The following is a 21619-nucleotide window of genomic DNA, read 5'->3' as shown; positions in this document are numbered from 1 at the left end:
CATCACTCACGCGGCATTGCTGGATCAGGGTTGCCCCCATTGTCCAATATTCCCCACTGCTGCCTCCCGTAGGAGTCTGGGCCGTATCTCAGTCCCAGTGTGGCTGATCATCCTCTCAGACCAGCTACCGATCGTCGGCTTGGTGAGCCGTTACCTCACCAACTACCTAATCGGACGCGGGCCCCTCCATCGGCGATAAATCTTTCCCCTCTCGGGCTTATCCGGTATTAGCCGCAGTTTCCCGCGGTTATCCCAGACCATTGGGCAGGTTCCCACGCGTTACTCACCCGTCCGCCACTCTCACCAGGCCGAAGCCTGGATCCCGTTCGACTTGCATGTGTTAGGCATGCCGCCAGCGTTCGTTCTGAGCCAGGATCAAACTCTCAGGTTAACCTGATCAACCAGAGCCGAAGCTCCAATCAATCCGTCAACGGTTGGTCCTTGCTTAAACGCGTCTTCCTTACTGCATGAAACGCTACATGCTCCCCAGCCGATACCTCAGCCAAAGAACCGCAACGTCTCGGAATAACGAAGACAGCAAGAGCCCAGAACTCAGTTCCGAAGAACTGTCCCAGGACCCGCCGCCCGCGTATCCCTTCTCGTCTTTATTACAATGTCAAACAGCGTGAAGGCGCCGCATAGACCCGGTCTAGAACCCGACCGATCCGCCACCGGCGCCTCAGAGGAGCGGGCTTATACGCGCGGCCCGGAGGCCTGTCAACACTCGTTACGAAGCCAAGACAGATTCGCCAATCTGTCGCAGGGCAACGCGCAATTACGGCGTGGGTTCAATGAGTTCGCGCCAGGTTGGCCCTGGGCTGCAAAAATCAGATAGGCATTGAAACATACGGAAACAATGGCGTTACCGCCGATGTGCCCAGTTTGTTCGCATTGTGGCACAAGGATTTGATCTGATTGCACAATCTTGGTTGACAACCTGCGAATCCCCCTGCCATTGTGACGACCATCACTAGGTTAATGCAGGGTTCGCCCCGGTCGGCAGGGGAATCACGCCACCGGACGCCAGTAACCCGATCGCAAAGCAGGGGACACAGTATTGCAGCAGACCCGCGCTCAGATTTGGGGGACGCTCAAGCGTTATCTGGCTTACACTGCCGCCGGCTTCGTGGTGCTGGGCGGTGTGGGCGCCATGCAATCGGCGCAGCCGCCGGTCGTCAGTCCCGCCAGTGCCGCGCAAAGTCTGCGTGACTCCGTCTCCACCGAAGCGCTGATCGCCAGCAACAACGCCGCGCCGAGCTGGACCCAGCGCCTGCGCTTCGATCTCGCGCCGATGATCACCGCGGTGGCCTCGGCCACGCATGAAGCCACGCCGATGGAGCCGACGCCCTACTATCCCGCGCCGGACACCAGCTGGAGCAAGGAAGAAGCCGACGCTCCCAGCGACGTCGATGAACCCGAAGTCGTCGTCGCCGACGCCGCGCCGGTCGCACCGGAATCGAAGCCGGATGAAACGCTGCTGATGCCGCCGGTGGTGGTGACTCCGCCGGTGGTCGAAACGCCACCGGTCGTCGAGACCGCGCCGGTCACGGCGCCCACGCCCGTGGTTGCGGCTGCACCTGTCATCGCCACGCCGCCGGCAGCCGTCATCGTTCCGACCGTCGTCGCGACGCCGGTCGCCGAGACGCCGGTGGTCGAGAATCGCAAGGATGAGCCGGTCCTGGTCGCCGCTGCGACTCCGCCGCAGCCGACGCCCGCGCCCGTACCGCTCGCCGAGATCCAGCCGGCGGCCCCCGAAGCGCCTGTGGCCGCTGCGGCGCCGGTCGAGCAAGCGCCGGTGGTCGAGGCCAACCCGGCGTCGCGCGCGCTGGTCGCGACCTTGAACTGGGTTTACGGCGACAAGAACGCCACCGTGCCGGACGATTTCTTCACCGCCGAGTCCAGCAACTCCGAATCCGCCTCTGAATTCAAGCTGCAGACCGCCACGGCGCAGCCCGCGACTCCGAGCTCGGTGATTCCCGCGACCGCCTTCGACACCAATGTCGAGCTTCCGGGCGTGAAGCGCGTCATCGAGGTGCGGCGCGGCGATACCCTGTTCGGCCTGCTGACCAAGGCCGGCCTCTCCGACACCGAGGCGCAGGCTGCCAGCCATACGCTGACCGACGTGTTCTCGCCGAGCGATCTCAAGATCGGCCAGGAGATCACGTTGAACTTCGCGACCGGCGCAGGTCCTGCCGCCGATTCCGACAACAAGCTGGTGGCGCTCTCGCTGCAGCCGAGCGTCGAGCGCGACGTGAAGCTCACCCGCGATGCCGCCGGCCAGTTTGTGGCTGCCGCCTACGACAAGCCGCTGACCGAGCGCGTCGATCGCGCCGCCGGCCAGATCGATATCAGCCTGTTCGAAGCCGCGCGCGAAGCCGGCGTGCCGGTCGGCCTGATCGGCGAGATCATCAAGGCCTATTCCTACGACGTCGATTTCCAGCGCGACATCCACGAAGGCGATTCATTCGAGGTGATGTACGAGCGCTTCGACAACGAGAAAGGCGACTTCGCCAAGGCGGGTCGCCTTCTCTATGCCTCGCTCTCGATCGGCGGCAAGCCGATGCCGATCTACTACTTCGAGCGTGACGGCGACGGCGAGTACTTTACCGGCGACGGCGTGGCAGTCCGGAAGTCGCTGCTGAAGACGCCGATCGACGGTGCGCGCATCACCTCGACCTACGGCATGCGGGTCAATCCTGTGCTCGGCTATTCGGCGATGCATCAGGGCATCGACTTCGGCGCGCCCAGCGGCACCCCAATCTTCGCCGCCGGCAACGGCGTGATCGAGCAGATCGGCTGGAACAACGGCTACGGCAAATACATCAAGATCCGGCACAACGGCACCTACGAGACCGCCTATGCCCATACCAGCAAGTTCGCCAGTGGCCTCAAGAAGGGCTCGAAGGTGAAGCAGGGCCAGGTGATCGCCTATGTGGGCACGACCGGCCGCTCCACCGGTCCGCACCTGCATTTCGAGATCATAGTCGGCGGCAAGCAAGTCAACCCGGGCACGGTGAAGACCGTCGCTTCCGACAAGCTGACCGGTCCGGCGCTCAAGGCATTCAAGGCCCAGGTCGCCGCGATCCAGAACCAGCGCCGCGAGCTGATCAACCGCTCGGAGATCGCCGACCAGTCCATTGCCGCGCCGGCGCTCGACTGCAACCGGGCTCGCGGCTGCCTGAACTGACCGGCTTCCCTCCTTAAGCGGATTGCCCCGGATGCTTGCCGGGCGATAGAGTGCGGCCGCCGCGCGACCTCTCGATGCGGCAGTGACGGCGGGCCCGCCCATGCTCGTGAAGCATCTCACCTACCTGACCGCATTGGCGCGCGAGCGGCATTTTGGCCGCGCCGCCGAGGCCTGCGGCATTTCCCAGCCCGCCTTGTCGGCCGCGATCCGCCAGATCGAAGGCGAGCTCGGTGTCCGCGTGGTCGAGCGCTCGCGTCGCTTCATCGGCTTCACGCCCGAGGGCCAACTGGTGCTGGATCGGGCGCAACGGCTGGTGCACGACTTCGAGTCGCTGCGGCAGGACATCTCGGTCCTGAAGCGCGCCTTGGCCGGCCGCTTGCGGATCGGCGCCATTCCGGCGGCCTTGCCGGTGATCGCCCTGCTGACCACGCCGTTCTGCGCGCAGCATCCTTCGGTGTCGATCCATATCCAGTCGCTGTCGTCGAAGGAGATCCAGCGCGGCATCGACACCTTCGACCTCGACGTCGGCGTCACCTATCTCGACAACGAGCCGTTGAGCCGTGTGCGCACCTTGCCGATCTATCGCGATCGCTTCGTCTTCATCACCGGCGACCACCCGCGCTTCGCCGGCCGCACCGAGATGTCCTGGCGCGATGCGGCGAAGGAACGGCTCTGCCTGCTCTCGAACGACATGCAGAACCGGCGGATCATCGACCGCGCCTTCGCCACGATCGGCGAGACGCCGCGCCCGGTGATCGAGGCCAATGCGCTGATTCCGGTCATATCGCATGTGCGGCTCGGCCAATGGTCGGGCATCGTGCCGCAGAGCCTGCTGCTGCTGACCGGGATCTCGAACGGACTGCGTGCCCTGCCGATGGGCGACCCGATGCCCAGCCCTTCGATCGGCCTGGTTTATGCCGATCGCGAGCCGGTCTCCGGGCTGGTCGCGGCGTTTCTGGCGACGGCCAAGCGCCAGAAACTTCAGCAAAGGATCGACGCCGTCGCCGAACGGCAAGAGGTTGAATGAACGCACCGGTCCCCTTCGAAAAGCACCGCTTCCGCAGCGCCGCGGAACACTATCGCAAAGGGCGCCCGCCCTATGCCCTGCCCCTGTTCGATCGCGTCGCGGAGCGCGTCGGCCTGACGCGCGCGCATGCGGTGCTGGATCTCGGCTGCGGACCCGGGCAGCTGGCGCAAGGTTTTGCACGCTTCGCCGGCGCGGTGACCGCGATCGACCCGGAACCGGAAATGCTGCGGATCGCCGCGGCGGACGCGGCGGAAGCGGGCCTCGCGATTCGCTTCATCGAAGGCAGCTCCTATGACATCGGGCCGGCGCTGGGCGGCTTCCGTCTGGCCGCGATCGGCCGCGCTTTCCACTGGATGGACCGCGCCGATACCTTGCGGCGGCTCGAAGGGATGATCGAGACCGGCGGTGCGCTGGCGCTGTTCGGCGATCGCCATCCAGAGATGCACGAGAATGCCTGGCGCGCTGTCTATGACGCGGTGCTGGACAAGTATTCGGCCGAGGACCCGGCACGCCGCCAGCGCAAGGGCGCGGATTGGATCCAGCATGAATCGGTGCTACTCGCCTCGCCCTTCCCGCGACTGGAGCGGATCGGCGTGATCGAAAGCCGGCGCACCCCGGTCGCGAACATCGAGGACCGGCTGCTCTCGCTCTCCAGCGTGTCGCGCGACAAGATCGGCGCCCGGGCGGACGAGATGATTTCCGAGCTCAACGAGAAGCTGGCGCCCTTCGTCAGCAACGGCGAGATCACTGAGATCGTGGAATCGCAGGCGCTGATCGCGATGCGGCCGCCGCGCTGAAGCGGCGGCCGCGTTTCGCAATCAGGCAGCTGCCTGTGACAGGCTCTCGCCGCCGATGGTGAGACCGTTCTTGTCGGCGGAGACCTTGATGTCCTCGCCGGGCTTGAAGCGGCCCTCCAGGATCATGGTCGCCAGCGGGTTCTGCAGCTCGCGCTGGATCACCCGCTTCAGCGGCCGCGCGCCATAGACCGGATCGTAGCCGGTCTCGGCCAGCCATTCCTTGGCCTTGGTATCGAGATCGAGCGCCAGCTTGCGGTCGGCCAACAGCGCCTGCAGCCGCTGCAACTGGATCTCGACGATGCCGGTCATGTGCTTCCGGTTCAGGCGATGGAACAGGATGATCTCATCCAGCCGGTTCAGGAATTCCGGCCGGAAAGCCTGCCGCACCACGCCCATCACCTGGTCGCGCACCACGCCGGAATCCTCGCCATCCTTCAGGCTGGCCAGGTATTCGCTGCCCAGGTTCGAGGTCAGGATGATCAGCGTATTCTTGAAGTCCACGGTACGGCCCTGGCTGTCGGTCAGGCGACCGTCGTCCAGCACCTGCAGGAGCACATTGAAGACGTCGGGATGCGCCTTCTCGACCTCGTCGAACAGTACGACCTGATAGGGCCGGCGCCGCACCGCCTCGGTCAGCACGCCGCCTTCGTCATAGCCGACATAACCCGGCGGCGCGCCGATCAGGCGCGAGACCGCGTGCTTCTCCATGAACTCCGACATGTCGATGCGGACCATCGCCTGGTCATCGTCGAACAGGAACCCCGCGAGCGCCTTGGTGAGCTCGGTCTTGCCGACGCCGGTCGGGCCCAGCATCAGGAAGGAACCGATCGGCCGGTTGGGATCCTGCAAGCCGGCACGCGCGCGGCGCACCGCGTTGGAGACGGCGACCAGCGCCTCCTCCTGGCCAATCACGCGCCTGCCCAGGGCTTCTTCCATCTTCAAGAGCTTGTCGCGCTCGCCTGCCAGCATCTTGTCGACCGGAATGCCGGTCCAGCGCGAGACCACCGAGGCGATGTCCTCTTCGCTCACCACCTCGTTCAGCATGCGGTGCTGCGCGGCGGTTTCGGCGGCCTGCAGCTTCTTGGTGAGGTCGGGAATGACCGAGTAGGTGAGCTCGCCCGCTTTGGCGAAATCGCCGCCGCGCTGCGCCCGCTCGGCCTCGAGCCGCGCCTGCTCCAGGCGCTCCTTCAGCTTCTGGGCGTCGTCGAGATTGCGCTTCTCGGATTTCCACTCGGCGGTCAAGGCCGAGGATTTCGCGTCGAGCTCCTCGACCTCCTTCTTCAGGTGCGCGAGCCGCTCCTTTGAAGCCGGGTCGCTCTCCTTCTTCAGCGCCTCGAGCTCGATCTTCAGCTGCACCAGCTTGCGGTCGACCTCGTCGATCTCCTCGGGCTTGGAATCCACTTCCATCCGCAGGCGCGACGCCGCCTCGTCCACCAGGTCGATCGCCTTGTCGGGCAGGAAACGGTCGGTGATGTAGCGGTTGGAGAGCGTCGCCGCGGCCACGATCGCGGCATCGGTGATGCGCACACCGTGATGCAGCTCGTATTTCTCCTTCAGCCCGCGCAGGATCGAGATGGTCTCGTTGACCGAGGGTTCGCCGACCACGACCGGCTGGAAGCGCCGCGCCAGCGCCGCGTCCTTCTCGATATGCTTGCGGTATTCGTCGAGCGTGGTGGCGCCGACGCAATGCAGCTCGCCGCGCGCCAAAGCGGGCTTCAGCATGTTGGAGGCATCCATGGCGCCTTCCGCCTTGCCGGCGCCGACCAGCGTATGCAGCTCGTCGATGAACAGGATGATCTCACCGGCCGCCGCCGAGATCTCGGTCAGCACGGCTTTGAGGCGCTCCTCGAACTCGCCGCGGAACTTGGCGCCCGCGATCAGCGCGCCGAGGTCGAGCGACATCAGCGTCTTCTTCTTCAGCCCCTCCGGCACGTCGCCGTTGGCGATGCGCAGCGCGAGGCCTTCGACGATCGCGGTCTTGCCGACGCCGGGCTCGCCGATCAGCACCGGATTGTTCTTGGTGCGGCGCGAGAGCACCTGGATCGTGCGCCGGATCTCCTCGTCGCGGCCGATGACGGGATCGAGCTTGCCGGAACGCGCCAGTGCGGTGAAATCGCGCGCGTATTTCTTCAGCGCGTCGTAGCTGTCTTCGGCCGTCGCGCTGTCGGCCTTGCGGCCCTTGCGGAGCTCGTTGATCGCGTTGTTGACGCCCTGGGCGGTCAGCCCGGCATCCTTCAGCGCCTTGCCTGCGCCGGTGCTGCTGTCCATTGCCAGCGCGAGCAGCAGGCGCTCGGCGGTGACATAGCCGTCGCCGGCCTTCTCGGCGGCCTCTTCGGCCTTGCCGAGCACGCGCGCCAAGGGGGGCGCCATGTAGACCTGGCCCGCACCGGTGCCTTCGACCTTGGGAAGCTTCTCGAGCTCTTTCTCGACCGCGGCGAGCGCCTTCTTGGGATCGGCGCCGGACGCCTTCATCAGGTTGGCGGCCAAGCCCTCCTTGTCGTCGAGCAGAACTTTCAGCAGATGCTCAGGCGTCAGTTGCTGGTGCCCGTTGCGCAAGGCAAGCGCCTGGGCAGCCTGAAAGAACCCACGCGAGCGTTCGGTGAATTTCTCTAAGTCCATGTTTTCAGCCCTCTTCCGACCGCGCCCATGAGCAAGGCACGCGGTCTCGATGCCACTAGGGATTAACCCCTCCATCAGATATGGAGTTGGTTAATCCCTAGGCAAGAGGCTGAAATCGGATTTGAGAAGGGCCGGCCTGCGCCGGTTCGTCGCTACTGGCCGTCGCCGGGCGTCTGCTGCGGCGCGGGCGCGCCACCCTCCTCGCCCTCGTTGCGGACCCGGCGCCCAGGACCGCGGCGCCGGCCACGGCCGCGACCATGGTGGCGGCCTTCCTGCTGCTGGCCGTCGCGCGCACCGGCATTGGCACCGTCGGCCGGGATCAGCTCTTCCGGATAATCCGGCTGCTCGTCCGGTTGGGCGAAGCCCTGCCCGTCGCCGCCGTTCTCGCTGGAGCCCTGGTCTCCGCCATTGGCGTTTTGCGATTCGCCGCTGCCCTGGCTCTGCTGGTTCGGGTGGTTCTGTTGCTCGCCGGAGTTCTGGTTCGGGCGCATCTGGCCGTTGCCGTGATTGCCCTGCTGATTCTCGCCGCCATGCTGCGGCTCGTCGCCGCCATGACCGTGGCCGGAGAGAGCCGCCGACAGGCCTTGGCTCACGTTCTGCACGTTGACGTCGGCGACCGAGATTTCGCGTCCGCCGATTCGCGGCCGCTGGCCCTCGTTCTGCGCCGCCACGACCCGGTAATAGTGATCGGCGTGCTGCAGGAAGTTCTCCGCGGCAACGCGGTCGCCGGCAGTGCCGGCATCGCGGGCAAGCTGGAGATACTTCTCGAGCACCTGATAGGCATTGCCGCGGACCCGGATGTCGGAACCGCCGCTGTCGAAGCTGTGTGCCTTGCTTTGGCCGCCGCCGCCGTGGCCGCCGCCACCGCCGCCATGCGGGCCGCCATGGGGTTTGCGAGGGCCGCGACCGCGGCCCCGTCGATTCTGATTATTCGGTCTCATGCGTCAATCACTTCGCATTGCTGCGGTCCAGGCTTCGCGCCTCGGCCAATCTCACCACGCTGAAAAGATCAGCGGCAAAATCAGGAAACGCGCCCGATCATCTTCAGGTGCTCTTACACCCGGGGACCGCCATTCCGATGTCGGGGGCCGTATCGAGGTGCGGGTCAGCGGCTGTCGCCAGCGGCCGTATTCCGAATGTTCACCCCAAAGCCGAAGCGACCGTAGCCGGTTCGGGGGCGATTTCCAACAGTTTTTTGCATCGCCAGAAGGCCCGAATCTAGCGGGAAAACAGCAGGCAACGCTCGATCCCGGCGAGGTCTAAGGCACTGCCGAGATCGGTCAAACCGGCGTGATCCGCAAGCGCGCGCACGGCCGCACCCTGCCCCGCACCGATCTCCAGGGCCAGCAGACCACCCGGTTTGAGACCGCCCGCCGCCTGCGGAATCAGGGCCCGATAAGCGGACAAGCCATCCGCACCGCCATCGAGCGCGCCGCGCGGATCGAATTGAGCAACTTCGGGCTCCAGGCCATCGATGGCGGTCGACTCGATATAGGGCGGATTGGAGAGGATGACATCGAATTGCGCGGAAATGCCGCGCAGCCAATCGCCGACGCGAAACTCCGCGCGCGCGGCGAGACCGAGCGCCGCTGCATTCGCGGTGGCGATGTCGCAGGCCGCGGGACAGATGTCGATGCCGAGCCCGGTCGCCCGCGGCAGCTCCGAGAGCAGGGCGAGCAGCAGGCAACCGGTCCCGGTGCCAAGATCGAGCAGCGAGACTTCGGCGTTGCGATCGGAAATGCGGGCGAGCACGGCGCTGACCAGAGTCTCGCTGTCGGGACGCGGGTCGAGCGTGGCCGGGCCGACGGCAAACCGCAGCGACCAGAACTCGCGGCTGCCCAGGATCCGCGACACCGGCTCGCGCGCGCAGCGCCGCGCGATCTGCGCGTCGAGAACATCCCATTGCGCCGGCGTGAGCCCGTGCTCCGGAAAGGCGATGATCTGTCCGCGGCCGCGGCCACTCGCCGCCTCCAGCAGGATGCGCGCTTCGGCCTGCGGCCGTTCGATCCCGGCCTCGCCCAGGCGTCTTGCCGCTTGGGATAAGGCTTCGCCGACCGTCATCGAAGCCCCGTCATTGGATATCCGCGAGGCGCTCGGCCTGGTCGTGGGCGATCAGCGCTTCGATGATCTCGTCCATCTCGCCTTCCATGACGCGGTCGAGCTTGTAGAGCGTCAGGTTGATGCGGTGGTCGGTGCAGCGCCCCTGCGGGAAGTTGTAGGTGCGGATGCGCTCCGAACGATCGCCGCTGCCGACCTGCCCCTTTCGGGCGGCGGCCCGCTCCGCGTCCTTGCGGCTGCGCTCCTGGTCGTAGAGGCGGGCGCGAAGGACCTTCAGCGCCTTGGCCTTGTTCTTGTGCTGGGACTTCTCGTCCTGCTGCTGCACCACGAGGCCGGTCGGGATATGGGTGATGCGGACCGCGCTGTCGGTGGTGTTGACCGACTGGCCGCCCGGACCGCTGGAGCGGAACACGTCGATGCGGAGATCCTTCTCGTCGATCTGCACATCGACCTCTTCGGCTTCCGGCAACACGGCGACCGTCGCCGCCGAGGTGTGGATGCGGCCCGAGGCCTCGGTCTCCGGCACCCGCTGCACCCGGTGCACGCCGGATTCGAATTTCAGATGTGCGAAGACGTTGCGGCCGGTGATGGTGGCGATCGCCTCCTTGTAGCCGCCGAGCCCGGTCTCGGAGACCTCCATCGGCTCGAAGCGCCAGCCTTTGAGCGCGGCATAGCGGGCATACATGCGGAACAGGTTGGCGGCGAACAAGGCCGCTTCCTCGCCGCCGGTGCCGGCCCGGACTTCCAGGATGGCGTTGCGCTCATCGGCCTCGTCTTTGGGGAGCAGCAGAAGCTGGACCTTCTTCTCCAGTGCCGGCAGCTTTTCCTGCAGCACGCCGCGCTCTTCCTCGGCCAGCGCCTTCATCTCGGCATCGGCGGAAGGGTCGCTCAGCAACTGCTGGAGGTCGGTCGACTCGCGCTCGGCCGAGCGCAGCTCGCGGATCGCTTCGACCACCGGGCCGAGGTCGGAATATTCCTTGGAGAGCCTGGCGAAGGATTGCGCGTCCTTCGGCCCCTCGCTCGCCATCAGGGCGGCGATCTCGTCATAGCGTTTGGCGACGCGGTCCAGTTTCTCGTTCAGTGCAGACACTTCAGTCCTCTTTCACTTCCGGGCCGATGCCGAACAGCGCCAGGGCGGCGGCTTCCAGCTTCGGGTCCGGCGCGGAATCCTTCAGCACCGTGATCGGCCGGTGCAGCAATCGGTTGATCAGGCGCCGCGTCGCCTCGGCGGCGTCGAGGCCGGGCTGCTCGGCCAGCAGGCGTTCGCGCTCGGCGTCGAAATGCGCCTTCAAGGCTGCCAGCGACGGCGCCGCGGTCCGCGCCTCGCTGTCGCGCTCGAAGGCGGCGACGGCGGCATCGATGATGTTCCAGGCCTTGGTTGCGGCTTCCTCCCGGCCGTGCCGCCCGCGCATCGCCAGGCGCTCCAGATCGTCGAGGCCGTAGAGGAAGGCGTCATCGACATCGTTGACCCGGGGATCGATGTCGCCGGGCACGGCAAGATCGACGAACAGCATCGGCTGGCGGCGGCGGGCCCGCACCGCGACCTTCACCTGGTCTGGGCTGATCGCCGTCTGTGCGCCGTCGAGCGCGCTGATCGTGACATCGGCGGCCGGCAGCAGCCGGTCGAGATCGGCGAGGGTCGCGGCATGCGAACCGCGATGCCGCGAGGCCCAGGCCTGGGCCCGTTCCGCGTTGCGATGGACGAAGGTCCAGCGCGAGAGGCCCGCTTCCATCAACTGCTGCATCACGAACTCGCCCAATTCGCCGTCGCCGAGAATGAGCGCGTTGATCTTGGGCAGGTTGCCGAACACCTGGCGGCAGAGCGCGATGACGCAGGCCGCCATCGAGACCGATTCCTGCGCGATCTCGGTCTCGGAGCGCACCTTCTTGCCGGTCTGCAGGGCCGAGCGGAACACCGCATCGAGCTCGGTGCCGAGCATCCCCGCACGTGCCGCGAGCCGATGCGCGTCCTTCACCTGGGCCAAGACCTGCGGCTCACCGACGATCTGCGATTCCAGCGATGCGGCGACGGCGAAGGCATAGCGCAGGGCCTCAGGCCCGCTCAGATGATGGAGCTGCGGCGCCACTTGCGCGACCGGCAGAGCGGCCGCTTCGGCGATCAGGGCGGCCAGCTGCGGCGCCTGGGCGCCGGCATCCTCGACGGCGGTCCAGATCTCGCAGCGGTCGCAGGTGGCGAGCACGGCGGCCTGTTCCAGGCCGATCTCGCGGCAGCGCGTCATCATGCGCAGCTGGTCGGCCTCGGTGCCCTGCAGCCGGTCGCGCAACAGGTCGGGAGCGTCCTTGTGATTGGCCCCCACGACCAGGAATGTCTTCGCCCCTATCCCAACTTCGTCCCCTATGGGCGCGTTACCTGTAGGATTCGAGCGCATCCGCTAGGCTGTCCAAGCCGATGGCGCTCTGTTCGCCGCTCATGAGATTCTTGACGGTGGCGACGTTCTGATCAAGCTCGTTGTCGCCGAGTATCACCGCGACCTTGGCGGCGATCTTGTTCGCCCGCTTCATGCGCGACTTCATGTTGCCGGAGAAACCGAGATCGACGGCAAAGTCGAGCTGCCGCAGTGCGCCTGCGATCTTCAACGCCGCCGCCTCGGCGCGTTCGCCCATCGGCACCAAAGCGATGGGCGCGCGGGCCTCGGGCGTCTCCTGGAGCAGCATGGCGCAGCGCTCGATGCCGCTGGCCCAGCCGACCCCCGGCGTCTCCGGCCCGCCCATCATCGGAATGAGGCCGTCGTAGCGACCACCGGCGAGAATAGTCTTCTGCGCACCCAGCTCCTCGCAGGTCACCTCGAAACAGGTGTGGCTGTAATAGTCGAGGCCGCGCACCAGCCGCGGGTTGACCACGTACTTGATGCCGAGCGCGTCGAGCCCAGCCTTCACCTTGCCGAAGAAATCGCGGCTCGTCTCGTTAAGGTAGTCGGTGTAGACCGGCGCATTGGCGACGATCGCCTGGTCGCCGTGATCCTTGGAATCGAGGATCCGCAGCGGATTGCGCTCCAGCCGGCTGACGCTGTCCTCGGAGAGCTTCTCGCGGTGCCCCGAGAGGTAGTCCACCAGGACCTTGCGATAGTTCTGCCGGCTCTCGTTGTCGCCGAGCGTGTTGATCTCCAGCTGCGAGCGGTCCCAGGCGCCGATCCGGCGCAGGAACTCGGCGCCCGTCGCGATCACCTCGACGTCGCCCAACGGCTCCTTCACGCCGAGCAGCTCGATGCCGGTCTGGTGGAACTGCCGCATGCGGCCCTTCTGCGGCCGCTCGTAGCGGAACATCGGGCCGGAATAGAAGTATTTCAGCGGCAGATGCTGGGCGAGGCCGCCGGAGATCAGCGCGCGGGCGACGCTGGCCGTGCCCTCCGGCCGCAGCGTGATGGTCTCGCCGCCGCGATCGGTGAAGGTGTACATCTCCTTGGTGACGATGTCGGAGGTGTCGCCAAGCGTGCGCTTGAACACCTCGGAGAACTCGAAGATCGGCGTTGCCATCTCCTGGAAGCCGAAACACTCGGCGGCGCGGCGCGCGGTTTCGGCAACGCGGCGATAGCGCCGCATCTCGTCAGGCAAAAGATCGTGAGTGCCGCGAACCGGCTGAAGCTCAGACATGGGATGCCCTAAGAGGAAGCTATTCGGCGGCGGCGGACTGCTTGGCCTTTTCCGCTGCCTTGGCGGCTTCGATCTCCGCCGCTTTCTTCTCGATGAGCTCGGCCATGTGCTCGACGATATCCTGGTTCTTCAACCGGTGATGCTGCTGGCCCGCCATGTAGACCATGTGGGTGTCGTTGCCGCCGCCGGTGAAGCCGATATCGGTCTCGCGCGCCTCGCCCGGACCATTGACCACGCAGCCGATGATCGAGACCGACATCGGGGTGGTGATATGGGCGATGCGCTTCTCCAAAGCCTCGACGGTCTTGATAACGTCGAAGTTCTGCCGGGCGCAGGACGGGCAGGAGATGAGGTTCACGCCGCGGTGCCGCAGGTTCAGCGACTTCAAGATGTCGAAGCCGACCTTCACCTCTTCCACCGGGTCGGCGGAGAGGGAGACACGGATGGTGTCGCCGATACCGGCCCAGAGCAGCGAGCCGAGGCCGATCGAGGACTTCACCGTGCCGGTGCGCAAACCGCCCGCCTCGGTGATGCCGAGATGCAGCGGGTAGTCGCAAGCATCGGCCAGGCCCTGATAGGCGGCGACCGCCAGGAAGGGATCGGAAGCCTTCACGCTGATCTTGAACTCGTGAAAGTCATGGTCCTGGAGGATCTTCATGTGATCCAGCGCGGATTCGACCATCGCCTCGGGGCAAGGCTCGCCGTATTTCTCCAAGAGATCGCGCTCCAGCGATCCGGCATTGACGCCGATCCGCATCGAGCAGCCATGATCCTTGGCCGCCTTCACGACTTCGCGGACGCGGTCGGCGCTGCCGATATTGCCGGGGTTGATCCGCAAGCAGGCGGCGCCAGCCTCGGCGGCCTCGATGCCGCGCTTATAATGGAAGTGGATATCGGCGACGATCGGCACCGTCACCTGCTTCACGATCTCCTTCAGCCCGGCGGTCGACTCCTCGTCGGGGCAGGAGACGCGCACGATGTCCGCACCGGCGGCTTCCGCTGCCTTGATCTGGGCGACCGTCGCGGCGACGTCCTGGGTCAAGGTGTTGGTCATGGTCTGGACCGAGATCGGGGCATCGCCACCAACCAGCACCGAGCCGACGCGGATCTGGCGGGATTTCCGCCGTAGGATGTCGCGATAGGGACGAACGCTCATGATCCTTGGGACTCGCTGCTGGTGAAAAAGGCAGGGCTGTCGCCGTTGCGACGCCGCAAGTGCGGAACATGCGCTGTAGAGGTTAAAAGATCAAGTGCCGCAGGCGCGTTCCCTCGCCGCAGCAATGAAAATTAATCGCGCCCGATCAAAGGCTTGGACGCTACTCCTCGGTGTTGAAGGCTGACCCGTCGGAGAGCGCGGTTGGATCGAGCCTGATTCCGCGTTTCACGACCCCGAGCGACCCAAGGGCCTGGAGCGGCCGGCCCTCCAGCTCGATCACGATGCCGCCGGCATTGCCGGTGGTCATGACCATCCCCTTCTGGTCCGGCACACTGAAGGTCTCGCCCTGGCGCAGCACCCGCTGCAGCACGACGGCGTCGTCCTTGTCCCGAATCTCGATCCAGCTGTCGCGGTTGGCCCGGATCACCACCTTGGCCGCGGGCGGCACGGTCGCTGGCTCGGTCGTGGTGGAAGCCTGTTCGGTGGCGGCCGGAGCGGGGCTGACCGCCGCAGTCCCGCTCGGCTCCGAAGCCGGCTCGCTGCTGGCGGGCGCGGTGGGGGTCGGCGTCGCGGGGGCCGCGGGCGCCGGCTCAGGCTGTCCCTGGCCCAGGGCGACGGCGGCCGGTGCATTGCTGGGGGTCGGCGTGGCCACGACCGCCGGCGCCGGTGGAGTCGGTGCAGCGGCGGTTTGCGTGCTGGGCGCCGACTCGGCGGCCGGCGCCGTTTCGGTGGCGGCCGGCGCGGGGGCCGGGCTCGGCGCCGCAGGCTCGGCGGTGGAGGTCGCGGCCTGCGCTTCGGTCCGGGTCGGCTCGGCGGGCGGCTCGTTTTCTGCGCTTTCGCCGAAGCCGGTCTGTTTCTTGATGTAGTCGGGGACCTGGTCGATCAGCTTGATGCCGGTGCCGCCGGACTGGCTCGCGTAATACCAGCCGCCATAGATGGCAACCGCCAGCAGCAGGCAGACCCCGAGGATCGCGCCGCCGGGGAAGCGGGATTCACCGCCTTCGGTCGGCCAGACCAAGTCGTTCTGCCGGCTACGCCGGGCCAGCTCGTCCCGGTAATCGCTGACCACATTGTTGCCGTCGAGGCCGAGATAGTCGGCATAAGCGCGCACGAAGCCGATGGCATAGGCGTTGCCGGGCAGTTCCTGAAACTTGCCCTCCTCGATCGCCCGGATATAGGCCGAGCGGATCCGAAGCTGGCGGGAGACGTCCTCGACATCCTGCTGGATCTCTTCGCGCCGACGGCGCAGCAGGGCGCCGACGCCACCGAAACGGCCGTCATCCGGCATTTCGGTCTCGCCTGAGTTGAACAGATTGGCTCTGCGTTGCGCCATCCATGGTCCCTGAAGGCATCGTCGTAGGGATTCGGCCCGTTATAACTTTGGGCTCGCACCGGCGCAATTGCTGAAAAGCCTGCAACTTGCAGCAATTACAGGGCAACGCCGTGGTCCCGGGCGAAGACCAGCAGCCGGCTGCGCAGGTCGGAGACCGGGCGGGCCTGCAACTCTGCCCAATAGGACAGAAGGCGGCCCAGGTCCAGGCTGCGGATCATGGCGCGGACCGGGCCGATCGAGGTCGGCGCCATGGAGAGCTGGCGGAAGCCGAGGCAGAGCAGGGCCATGACCGCGATCGGGTCGCCGGCCATCTCGCCGCAAAGACTCAAGGACTTGCCCTGGGCATTGGCGGCCGCGGCGATCATGCCGAGCAGCTTCATCATCGCGGGGGCCAGTGTGTCGTAACGGTCGGCCAGACGCGGGTTGCCGCGATCCGCTGCGTAGAGGAACTGCTTCAGGTCGTTGCTGCCGACCGACACGAAGTCGAGGCGATCGAGCAGAGTATCGAGCTGGAAATAGAGCGAAGGCACCTCGATCATGGCGCCGACCTTGACCGCACTCGGCACCTGCTGGCCGGCCTGTGCCGCTCGATCCAGTTCGAGTTTCAGCAGCGCGCGCGCTTCCTCGAACTCCCAGGCCTCCGCCACCATCGGAAACATGACCGAAAGCGGCCGGCCCTCAGCGGCGAGGATGAGCGCGCGCAGCTGTTGCCGGAGCAAGGCCGGCCGATCGAGCGAGATGCGGATCGCCCGCCAGCCCATCGCGGGATTCTCCTCGGAATCGCGCTGCCAGTAGGAGAGCACCTTGTCGCTGCCGATATCGAGCGTGCGGAAGATGACCGGCTTGCCGTTGCTGGCATCCATCGCCCGCTTGTAGACATCGCGCTGCCGCGCCACGTCGGGAAAGCTCTGCGCCACCATGAAGGTGATCTCGGTACGATAGAGCCCGATCCCGGCGGCACCCTGGGCCTCGATCTGCGGCACGTCGATCAGCAGACCGGCATTGATCATCAGCGTCACTTCGGTGCCGTCCAAGGTCACCGCCGGTAGATGGCGGATCGCGGCGAAGGCCTGCTGGCGTTCGCTGCGCTGGCGCATCGCCTCGGCATAGGTCTGCTGGATGTCCTCGGCCGGCCGCACGTAGAGCTGGGCGTTGTCGCCGTCGACGATCAGCGGATCGCCGGGCAGCACCTTGGCCATCAGGTCGTGGCAGCGGCCGAGCACCGGGACATCGAGCGCGCGCGCGACGATTGCGACATGGGCCGTCGCGGTGCCTTCCTCCAGCACTACGCCCTTCAGCTTCTTGCGGTCGTAGTCGAGCAGCTCGGCCGGGCCCATGTTGCGCGCGACCAGGATGGTCTCGTCGGGGAGTTCGCGCGGCTGCTGGATGTCGGCCTGGCCGAGCAGGTGGCGCTGCAGCCGGTTGGCGAGGTCGTCGAGATCCGCCAGGCGCTCGCGCAAGTAAGGATCGGTGATCTCGCGCATGCGGGCGCGGGTGTCGTTCTGCACCTTCTGCACCGCGGCTTCGGCGGTGAGGCCGCTCTCGATCGCCTCGACGATGCGGCTGGCCCAGCCGCGGTCCTCGGCGAACATGCGATAGGTTTCCAGCACTTCGCGGTGCTCGCCGCCGGCGGCGACGTCGGTGGTCGCCAGCATCTCGTCGAGGGCGAGCTTCATCGCCCCCATCGCATCGTCGAGCCGCTCGATCTCCTTCAGTGGATCTTCAGCGACCAGCTGCGTGATGGTGATATCCGGCTGGTGCAGCACCGCGACGCCCTTGGCGATGCCGGGTGCCAGCGTGGTGCCGTCGAGACGCATCGCGACGACGGCGATGCCTTCCTCCGGCGCCAGCTCCGCCTGGCTGACCACGTTGCCGCTGATGATGAGCTCGGCCAGCACCATCGCCACCGTCTCGAGGGTCTCGACCTCTTCCTCGGTGTAATGGCGGCGGGTGCGGTTCTGCACCGCCAAGACGCCGAGCACGCGGCCGGAGCGCAGGATCGGCACGCCCATCAGCGACTGGTAGACCTCTTCGCCGGTTTCCGGACGATAGGCGAATTGCGGATGATGCTGCGCGTCGGCGAGCGCGAGCGGCCGGGCATGGCTGGCGATATCGCCGATCAGGCCTTCGCCGACCCGCAGCCGCGTCTGGTGCACGGCTTCCTGCTTCAGGCCCTCGGTGGCGAAGAGCTCGAGAACTTGGCCGGCGCGCATCACATAGGTCGAGCAGACCTCGGCCACCATGTCGCCGGCGATGATGCGCACGATCTGGTCGAGACGCGTCTGCGGCGTCCCCGGCTGCGCCATGATGTTGCGCAGTCGTTTGAGCAGCAGTCGCGCGCCGGAGGGGCTGCCGCTCTGGCTCATCCTACCGCTCCGCGGATCTGCGGCGGTCCGCCAGCTCGTGGCGGTCCGAAAGGGCGGAGAGCGCTTCTTCGATCAGATCCTGGATGATCTCGGCGGTCGGTTGTTCCTTGGAGACCATGCCGACGCTCTGGCCGGCCATCACCGAGCCGCTCTCGACATCGCCGTCGATCACCGCGCGGCGCAAGGCCCCGGCCCAGAAATGCTCGATCTCGAGCTGCGCCGCCTTCATGTCGAGCGTGCCGGCGTCGAACTTGTCGATCACCTGGCGCTGCATCTCCATGAACTTCTTGACGCCGTCGTTGACCAGCGCGCGCACCGGGATCACGGGAAAACGCGGATCAAGCTGCACCGACGGCATGGCGTCGCGCGCCGAAGCGCGGATGAAGGCCTTCTTGAAGTTCGGATGCGCGATCGACTCCGTCGCGCAGACGAAGCGGGTGCCGAGCTGGACTCCGGAGGCGCCCATCTCGAGATAGCCCAGCATGGCCTGGCCGCGGCCTATACCGCCGGCGACGAAAACCGGCACGTCGCGGATCGCGGGGAGAATCTCCTGGGCGAGCACGCTGGTCGAGACCGGGCCGATATGGCCGCCCGCTTCCATGCCCTCGATGACGATCGCATCGGCGCCGGAGCGCACCAGCTTCTTCGCCAGCACCACGGCCGGGGCGAAGCACATCACCTTGGCGCCGCCGTCCTTCAGCCGCTGGATGGCACCGCCCGGCGGCAGGCCGCCGGCCAGGACCACATGGCCGACTTTGGTCTCCAGGCAGACGTCGATCAGCTCCAGCAGCGCCGGATGCATGGTGATCAGGTTGACGCCGAACGGCTTGCTGGTGAGCCCCTGCGTCGCCTTGATCTCTTTGCGCAGCAGGTCCGGCGTCATCGAGCCGCAGGCGATCACGCCGAAGCCGCCGGCATTCGAGATGGCGGAGACCAGGTGCCGTTCGGAGACCCAGGTCATGGCGCCGGCCATGATGGCGTAGCGGCTGCCGAGGAAGTCCTTTCCCCGCTGCCAGAGCTCGTCCAGATGGGCTTCTGCCGCTTTGCGGTCCATGTGCGAGCCGAACCTTACTCCGCGTCCAGGCCGTAGGCGGTGTGTAGGGCACGCACCGCGAGCTCGGTATATTCCTCCGCGACCAGCACGCTGATCTTGATCTCCGAGGTGGAGATCACCTGGATGTTGATCCCCTTCTCGGCCAGCGCCCTGAACATGCGCTGGGCGATGCCGGCATGGCTGCGCATGCCGACGCCGATCACCGAAACCTTCACGACGTTGGAGTCCGAGATCAGGGTGCGGAAGTTCAAGCTGTTCTGCTTGCCGGTCAGCACCTGCTTCGCCCGCTCGAAGTCGCCCTTCGACACGGTGAAGGTCATGTCGGTGTTCTTGCCGTCTTCGGAGACGTTCTGGACGATCATGTCCACGTTGATGTTGGCATCCGAAAGCGGGCCGAAGATCGAGGCGGCGACGCCCGGGCGATCCGGCACCGCCACCAGCGTGATCTTTGCCTCGTCGCGACTGTAGGCGATGCCGCTGACCAGTTCCTGTTCCATGATCTCATCCTCATTCACGACCAGCGTACCCGGCTTGTCCTCGAAGCTCGAGAGGACCTGCACCCGGACGCCATGCTTCATGGCCATCTCGACCGAGCGGATCTGCAGCACCTTGGCGCCGAGCGACGCCATCTCCAGCATCTCCTCGTAGGTGACCTTGTCGAGCTTGCGCGCCTTGGCGACGATCCGGGGATCGGTGGTGTACACACCGTCCACGTCGGTGAAGATATCGCAGCGATCGGCCTTCAGCGCGGCCGCCAGCGCCACCGCCGAGGTGTCCGAGCCGCCGCGCCCGAGCGTGGTGATCCGGTTGTCGGGGCCGATGCCCTGGAAGCCGGCAACCACCGCGACCTGGCCCTGGGCAAAGCGCTTCTCGAAGCCTTCGGCGTCGATCGACATGATCCGCGCCTTGCCGTGGGCGTCGTTGGTCAGCATCGGCATCTGCCAGCCGAGCCAGGAGCGCGCGTTGACGCCGAGCGTCTGCAGCGCGATCGCCGTCAGGCCCGCGGTCACCTGCTCGCCCGACGCAACCACGGTGTCGTATTCCCGCGCGTCGTGCATCGGCGAGATCTCGCTGCACCAGGCGACCAGCTGGTTGGTGTGCCCGGACATGGCCGAGACCACGACTGCGACTTCATGTCCGGCATCGACCTCGCGTTTGACCCGCGCGGCGACCGCGTTTATGCGCTCGATGTTGGCGACCGAAGTGCCGCCGAATTTCATGACGATCCGGGTCTTGCGGCCGTTGCCTGGCCTGGATTGCGCCCCCGATTGAGCCCCGAGTTGAGCCATAGAATGTAGATCCTTAATCAAGCCGAGCCGCCGGCCCCAGCCCATATCTTGCCCATGGCGACGGCCCGATGGCGGCCATTTTAGGCTGCCTCGACCGGAATCCTGCCCCGGAAATCAAAGGGAAATGGATTGTTTTGCCAGCGGTGCGTATCCATACTCATTCGATGCCGGAGAGGCAAGCATTCACACGGCTTCCGGGCTGATTCTTCAATCATTTGGCGGGCATTCCATGGAGCCTTCTCGCATCTCCCCCGGCGAAGCGCGCGCCCGGTCCGGCGGCGGCTCGGTCGACCCGGCCGAGATCGCGAAATTCGAGGCCATGGCCGATGCCTGGTGGGACCCGACGGGGAAGTTCAAGCCGCTGCACCGCCTGAACCCGGTCCGCGTCCGCTTCATCCGCGACCGGCTGGCGGCGGGGCTGGGCCGCAATCCGGAAGAGCCCGAAGCGTTGCGGGGTCTCTCCATCCTGGACATCGGCTGCGGCGGCGGGTTGCTGGCCGAGCCGCTCGCCCGGCTGGGCGCCGAGGTGACCGGGATCGATGCCGCCGAGCGCAACATCGCGATCGCCCGGCGCCACGCGGAATCCGTCGGCACCAAGGTCACCTACCTCCCCTGCACCGCCGAGGACCTCTCGGCGCAAGGTAAGAAATTCGACGCCGTGCTCGCCATGGAGATCGTCGAGCATGTGGCCGATCTCGACGCCTTCTTCAAAGCCGCCGCCGGCCTGCTGAAGCCCGAAGGCACGATGTTCGTCGCGACCTTGAACCGCACGGTGAAGTCCTTTGCCTTCGCCATCGTCGGCGCGGAATATGTTCTGCGCTGGCTGCCGCGCGGGACCCACGACTGGCGTCGCTTCATGCGGCCGTCCGAGCTTGCGCGCCACCTGCGCAGCCATGGGCTGGAGATGCAGGAACTGGCCGGCGTGTCCTACGATCCGATCGGCGACAGCTTCTCTCTGGGCCGCGATTGCGGGGTCAACTACATGTCGGTCGCCGTTCACCGTTAAGGCGATCCCGCCACAATTGCGCCGAGTCGACTCGGTGAAATCCGCGTGAGGTGATTGCACGCCGGAACCCGCGCAGTTATGTGTGGGTTAAGGTTTGCATTCCCGAGTCGCAGGA

At 66.3% G+C, this 21619-nt stretch carries 15 protein-coding genes and 1 rRNA gene; 4 read left to right on the top strand and 12 right to left on the bottom strand.

All coding sequences use genetic code 11. The features are described from left to right. Nucleotides 1-391, bottom strand: a 16S ribosomal RNA gene (locus ACH2CY_RS06245); the annotation flags it as partial. A 666-nt stretch (nt 392-1057) separates the two neighbouring features. Here ACH2CY_RS06245 and ACH2CY_RS06240 point away from each other — a divergent pair. The 3 genes from ACH2CY_RS06240 (at nt 1058) to ACH2CY_RS06230 (ending at nt 5011) form a co-directional block, all read left to right on the top strand. Continuing rightward, on the top strand, nt 1058-3187 hold the full coding sequence (locus tag ACH2CY_RS06240) for a peptidoglycan DD-metalloendopeptidase family protein (protein ID WP_395017148.1): 2130 nt from the start codon (nt 1058-1060) through the stop codon (nt 3185-3187). Between the two features lie 100 nt (nt 3188-3287). Beyond that, nucleotides 3288-4214 carry a LysR family transcriptional regulator gene (locus ACH2CY_RS06235; protein ID WP_395017145.1) on the top strand — a complete coding sequence of 309 codons (927 nt, stop codon included), beginning with the start codon at nt 3288-3290 and terminating at the stop codon, nt 4212-4214. Then, nucleotides 4211-5011: a class I SAM-dependent methyltransferase gene (locus ACH2CY_RS06230; protein ID WP_395017143.1), complete on the top strand. Its 801-nt coding sequence runs from the start codon at nt 4211-4213 to the stop codon at nt 5009-5011. The genes ACH2CY_RS06235 and ACH2CY_RS06230 overlap by 4 nt, the downstream gene beginning before the upstream one ends. Before the next feature lie 21 nt (nt 5012-5032). On the opposite strand, the gene clpB is transcribed toward ACH2CY_RS06230, so the two are convergent. The 11 genes from clpB to ACH2CY_RS06175 form a co-directional block, all read right to left on the bottom strand. Beyond that, nucleotides 5033-7630 (bottom strand): ATP-dependent chaperone ClpB, encoded by a 2598-nt coding sequence (gene clpB / locus ACH2CY_RS06225; protein WP_395017141.1) that lies wholly within the window; start codon nt 7628-7630, stop codon nt 5033-5035. Between the two features lie 152 nt (nt 7631-7782). Continuing rightward, complete coding sequence (locus ACH2CY_RS06220; protein WP_395017138.1) at nt 7783-8571, bottom strand: DUF4167 domain-containing protein; 789 nt, start codon at nt 8569-8571, stop codon at nt 7783-7785. A 277-nt stretch (nt 8572-8848) separates the two neighbouring features. Continuing rightward, nucleotides 8849-9691, bottom strand: coding sequence for a peptide chain release factor N(5)-glutamine methyltransferase (gene prmC, locus ACH2CY_RS06215; protein ID WP_395017136.1), 843 nt, complete (start codon nt 9689-9691; stop codon nt 8849-8851). A 10-nt stretch (nt 9692-9701) separates the two neighbouring features. Beyond that, nucleotides 9702-10778, bottom strand: coding sequence for a peptide chain release factor 1 (gene prfA, locus ACH2CY_RS06210; protein WP_395017133.1), 1077 nt, complete (start codon nt 10776-10778; stop codon nt 9702-9704). Nucleotide 10779: 1 nt separating this feature from the next. Further along, the gene (hemA, locus tag ACH2CY_RS06205; protein ID WP_395017132.1) at nt 10780-12006 is read right to left on the bottom strand and encodes a glutamyl-tRNA reductase; all 1227 of its coding nucleotides are present in this window, start codon (nt 12004-12006) and stop codon (nt 10780-10782) included. 49 nt (nt 12007-12055) lie between these two features. Beyond that, nucleotides 12056-13300: a histidine--tRNA ligase gene (hisS, locus tag ACH2CY_RS06200; RefSeq protein WP_395017129.1), complete on the bottom strand. Its 1245-nt coding sequence runs from the start codon at nt 13298-13300 to the stop codon at nt 12056-12058. Nucleotides 13301-13319: 19 nt separating this feature from the next. Further along, entirely contained in the window at nt 13320-14456 is a 1137-nt protein-coding gene (gene ispG / locus ACH2CY_RS06195; RefSeq protein ID WP_395017126.1) for a flavodoxin-dependent (E)-4-hydroxy-3-methylbut-2-enyl-diphosphate synthase, read from the bottom strand. A gap of 160 nt (nt 14457-14616) precedes the next feature. Continuing rightward, nucleotides 14617-15789, bottom strand: a complete 1173-nt coding sequence (locus ACH2CY_RS06190; RefSeq protein WP_395017124.1) for a helix-turn-helix domain-containing protein — start codon at nt 15787-15789, stop codon at nt 14617-14619. Nucleotides 15790-15884: 95 nt separating this feature from the next. Continuing rightward, complete coding sequence (gene ptsP / locus ACH2CY_RS06185; RefSeq protein ID WP_395017122.1) at nt 15885-18155, bottom strand: phosphoenolpyruvate--protein phosphotransferase; 2271 nt, start codon at nt 18153-18155, stop codon at nt 15885-15887. 1 nt (nt 18156) lies between these two features. After that, nucleotides 18157-19209 carry an NAD(P)H-dependent flavin oxidoreductase gene (locus ACH2CY_RS06180; protein WP_395017120.1) on the bottom strand — a complete coding sequence of 351 codons (1053 nt, stop codon included), beginning with the start codon at nt 19207-19209 and terminating at the stop codon, nt 18157-18159. 14 nt (nt 19210-19223) lie between these two features. Beyond that, nucleotides 19224-20498: an aspartate kinase gene (locus ACH2CY_RS06175; RefSeq protein ID WP_395017119.1), complete on the bottom strand. Its 1275-nt coding sequence runs from the start codon at nt 20496-20498 to the stop codon at nt 19224-19226. A 229-nt stretch (nt 20499-20727) separates the two neighbouring features. On the opposite strand from ACH2CY_RS06175, the gene ubiG reads away from it, so the two are divergent. Then, nucleotides 20728-21504 (top strand): bifunctional 2-polyprenyl-6-hydroxyphenol methylase/3-demethylubiquinol 3-O-methyltransferase UbiG, encoded by a 777-nt coding sequence (gene ubiG / locus ACH2CY_RS06170; protein ID WP_395017116.1) that lies wholly within the window; start codon nt 20728-20730, stop codon nt 21502-21504. Nucleotides 21505-21619 lie beyond the last annotated feature (115 nt).

The sequence above is a fragment of the Dongia sp. genome (genome assembly GCF_041905885.1).
In the GTDB taxonomy this organism is placed as follows: Bacteria; Pseudomonadota; Alphaproteobacteria; order Dongiales; family Dongiaceae; genus Dongia.
Note: the sequence above shows the minus strand (reverse complement) of the source record. Positions and strands in the feature narration are given on the sequence as shown.

Excerpts from the sequence above, each read along its gene's own strand:
- ACH2CY_RS06235 (WP_395017145.1), top strand. The coding sequence starts at position 3,288 with ATGCTCGTGAAGCATCTCACCTACCTGACCGCATTGGCGCGCGAGCGG.
- ACH2CY_RS06230 (WP_395017143.1), top strand. The coding sequence starts at position 4,211 with ATGAACGCACCGGTCCCCTTCGAAAAGCACCGCTTCCGCAGCGCCGCG.
- clpB (WP_395017141.1), bottom strand. The coding sequence starts at position 7,630 with ATGGACTTAGAGAAATTCACCGAACGCTCGCGTGGGTTCTTTCAGGCT.
- ACH2CY_RS06220 (WP_395017138.1), bottom strand. The coding sequence starts at position 8,571 with ATGAGACCGAATAATCAGAATCGACGGGGCCGCGGTCGCGGCCCTCGC.
- prmC (WP_395017136.1), bottom strand. The coding sequence starts at position 9,691 with ATGACGGTCGGCGAAGCCTTATCCCAAGCGGCAAGACGCCTGGGCGAG.
- hisS (WP_395017129.1), bottom strand. The coding sequence starts at position 13,300 with ATGTCTGAGCTTCAGCCGGTTCGCGGCACTCACGATCTTTTGCCTGAC.
- ispG (WP_395017126.1), bottom strand. The coding sequence starts at position 14,456 with ATGAGCGTTCGTCCCTATCGCGACATCCTACGGCGGAAATCCCGCCAG.
- ACH2CY_RS06190 (WP_395017124.1), bottom strand. The coding sequence starts at position 15,789 with ATGGCGCAACGCAGAGCCAATCTGTTCAACTCAGGCGAGACCGAAATG.
- ptsP (WP_395017122.1), bottom strand. The coding sequence starts at position 18,155 with ATGAGCCAGAGCGGCAGCCCCTCCGGCGCGCGACTGCTGCTCAAACGA.
- ACH2CY_RS06180 (WP_395017120.1), bottom strand. The coding sequence starts at position 19,209 with ATGGACCGCAAAGCGGCAGAAGCCCATCTGGACGAGCTCTGGCAGCGG.
- ACH2CY_RS06175 (WP_395017119.1), bottom strand. The coding sequence starts at position 20,498 with ATGGCTCAACTCGGGGCTCAATCGGGGGCGCAATCCAGGCCAGGCAAC.
- ubiG (WP_395017116.1), top strand. The coding sequence starts at position 20,728 with ATGGAGCCTTCTCGCATCTCCCCCGGCGAAGCGCGCGCCCGGTCCGGC.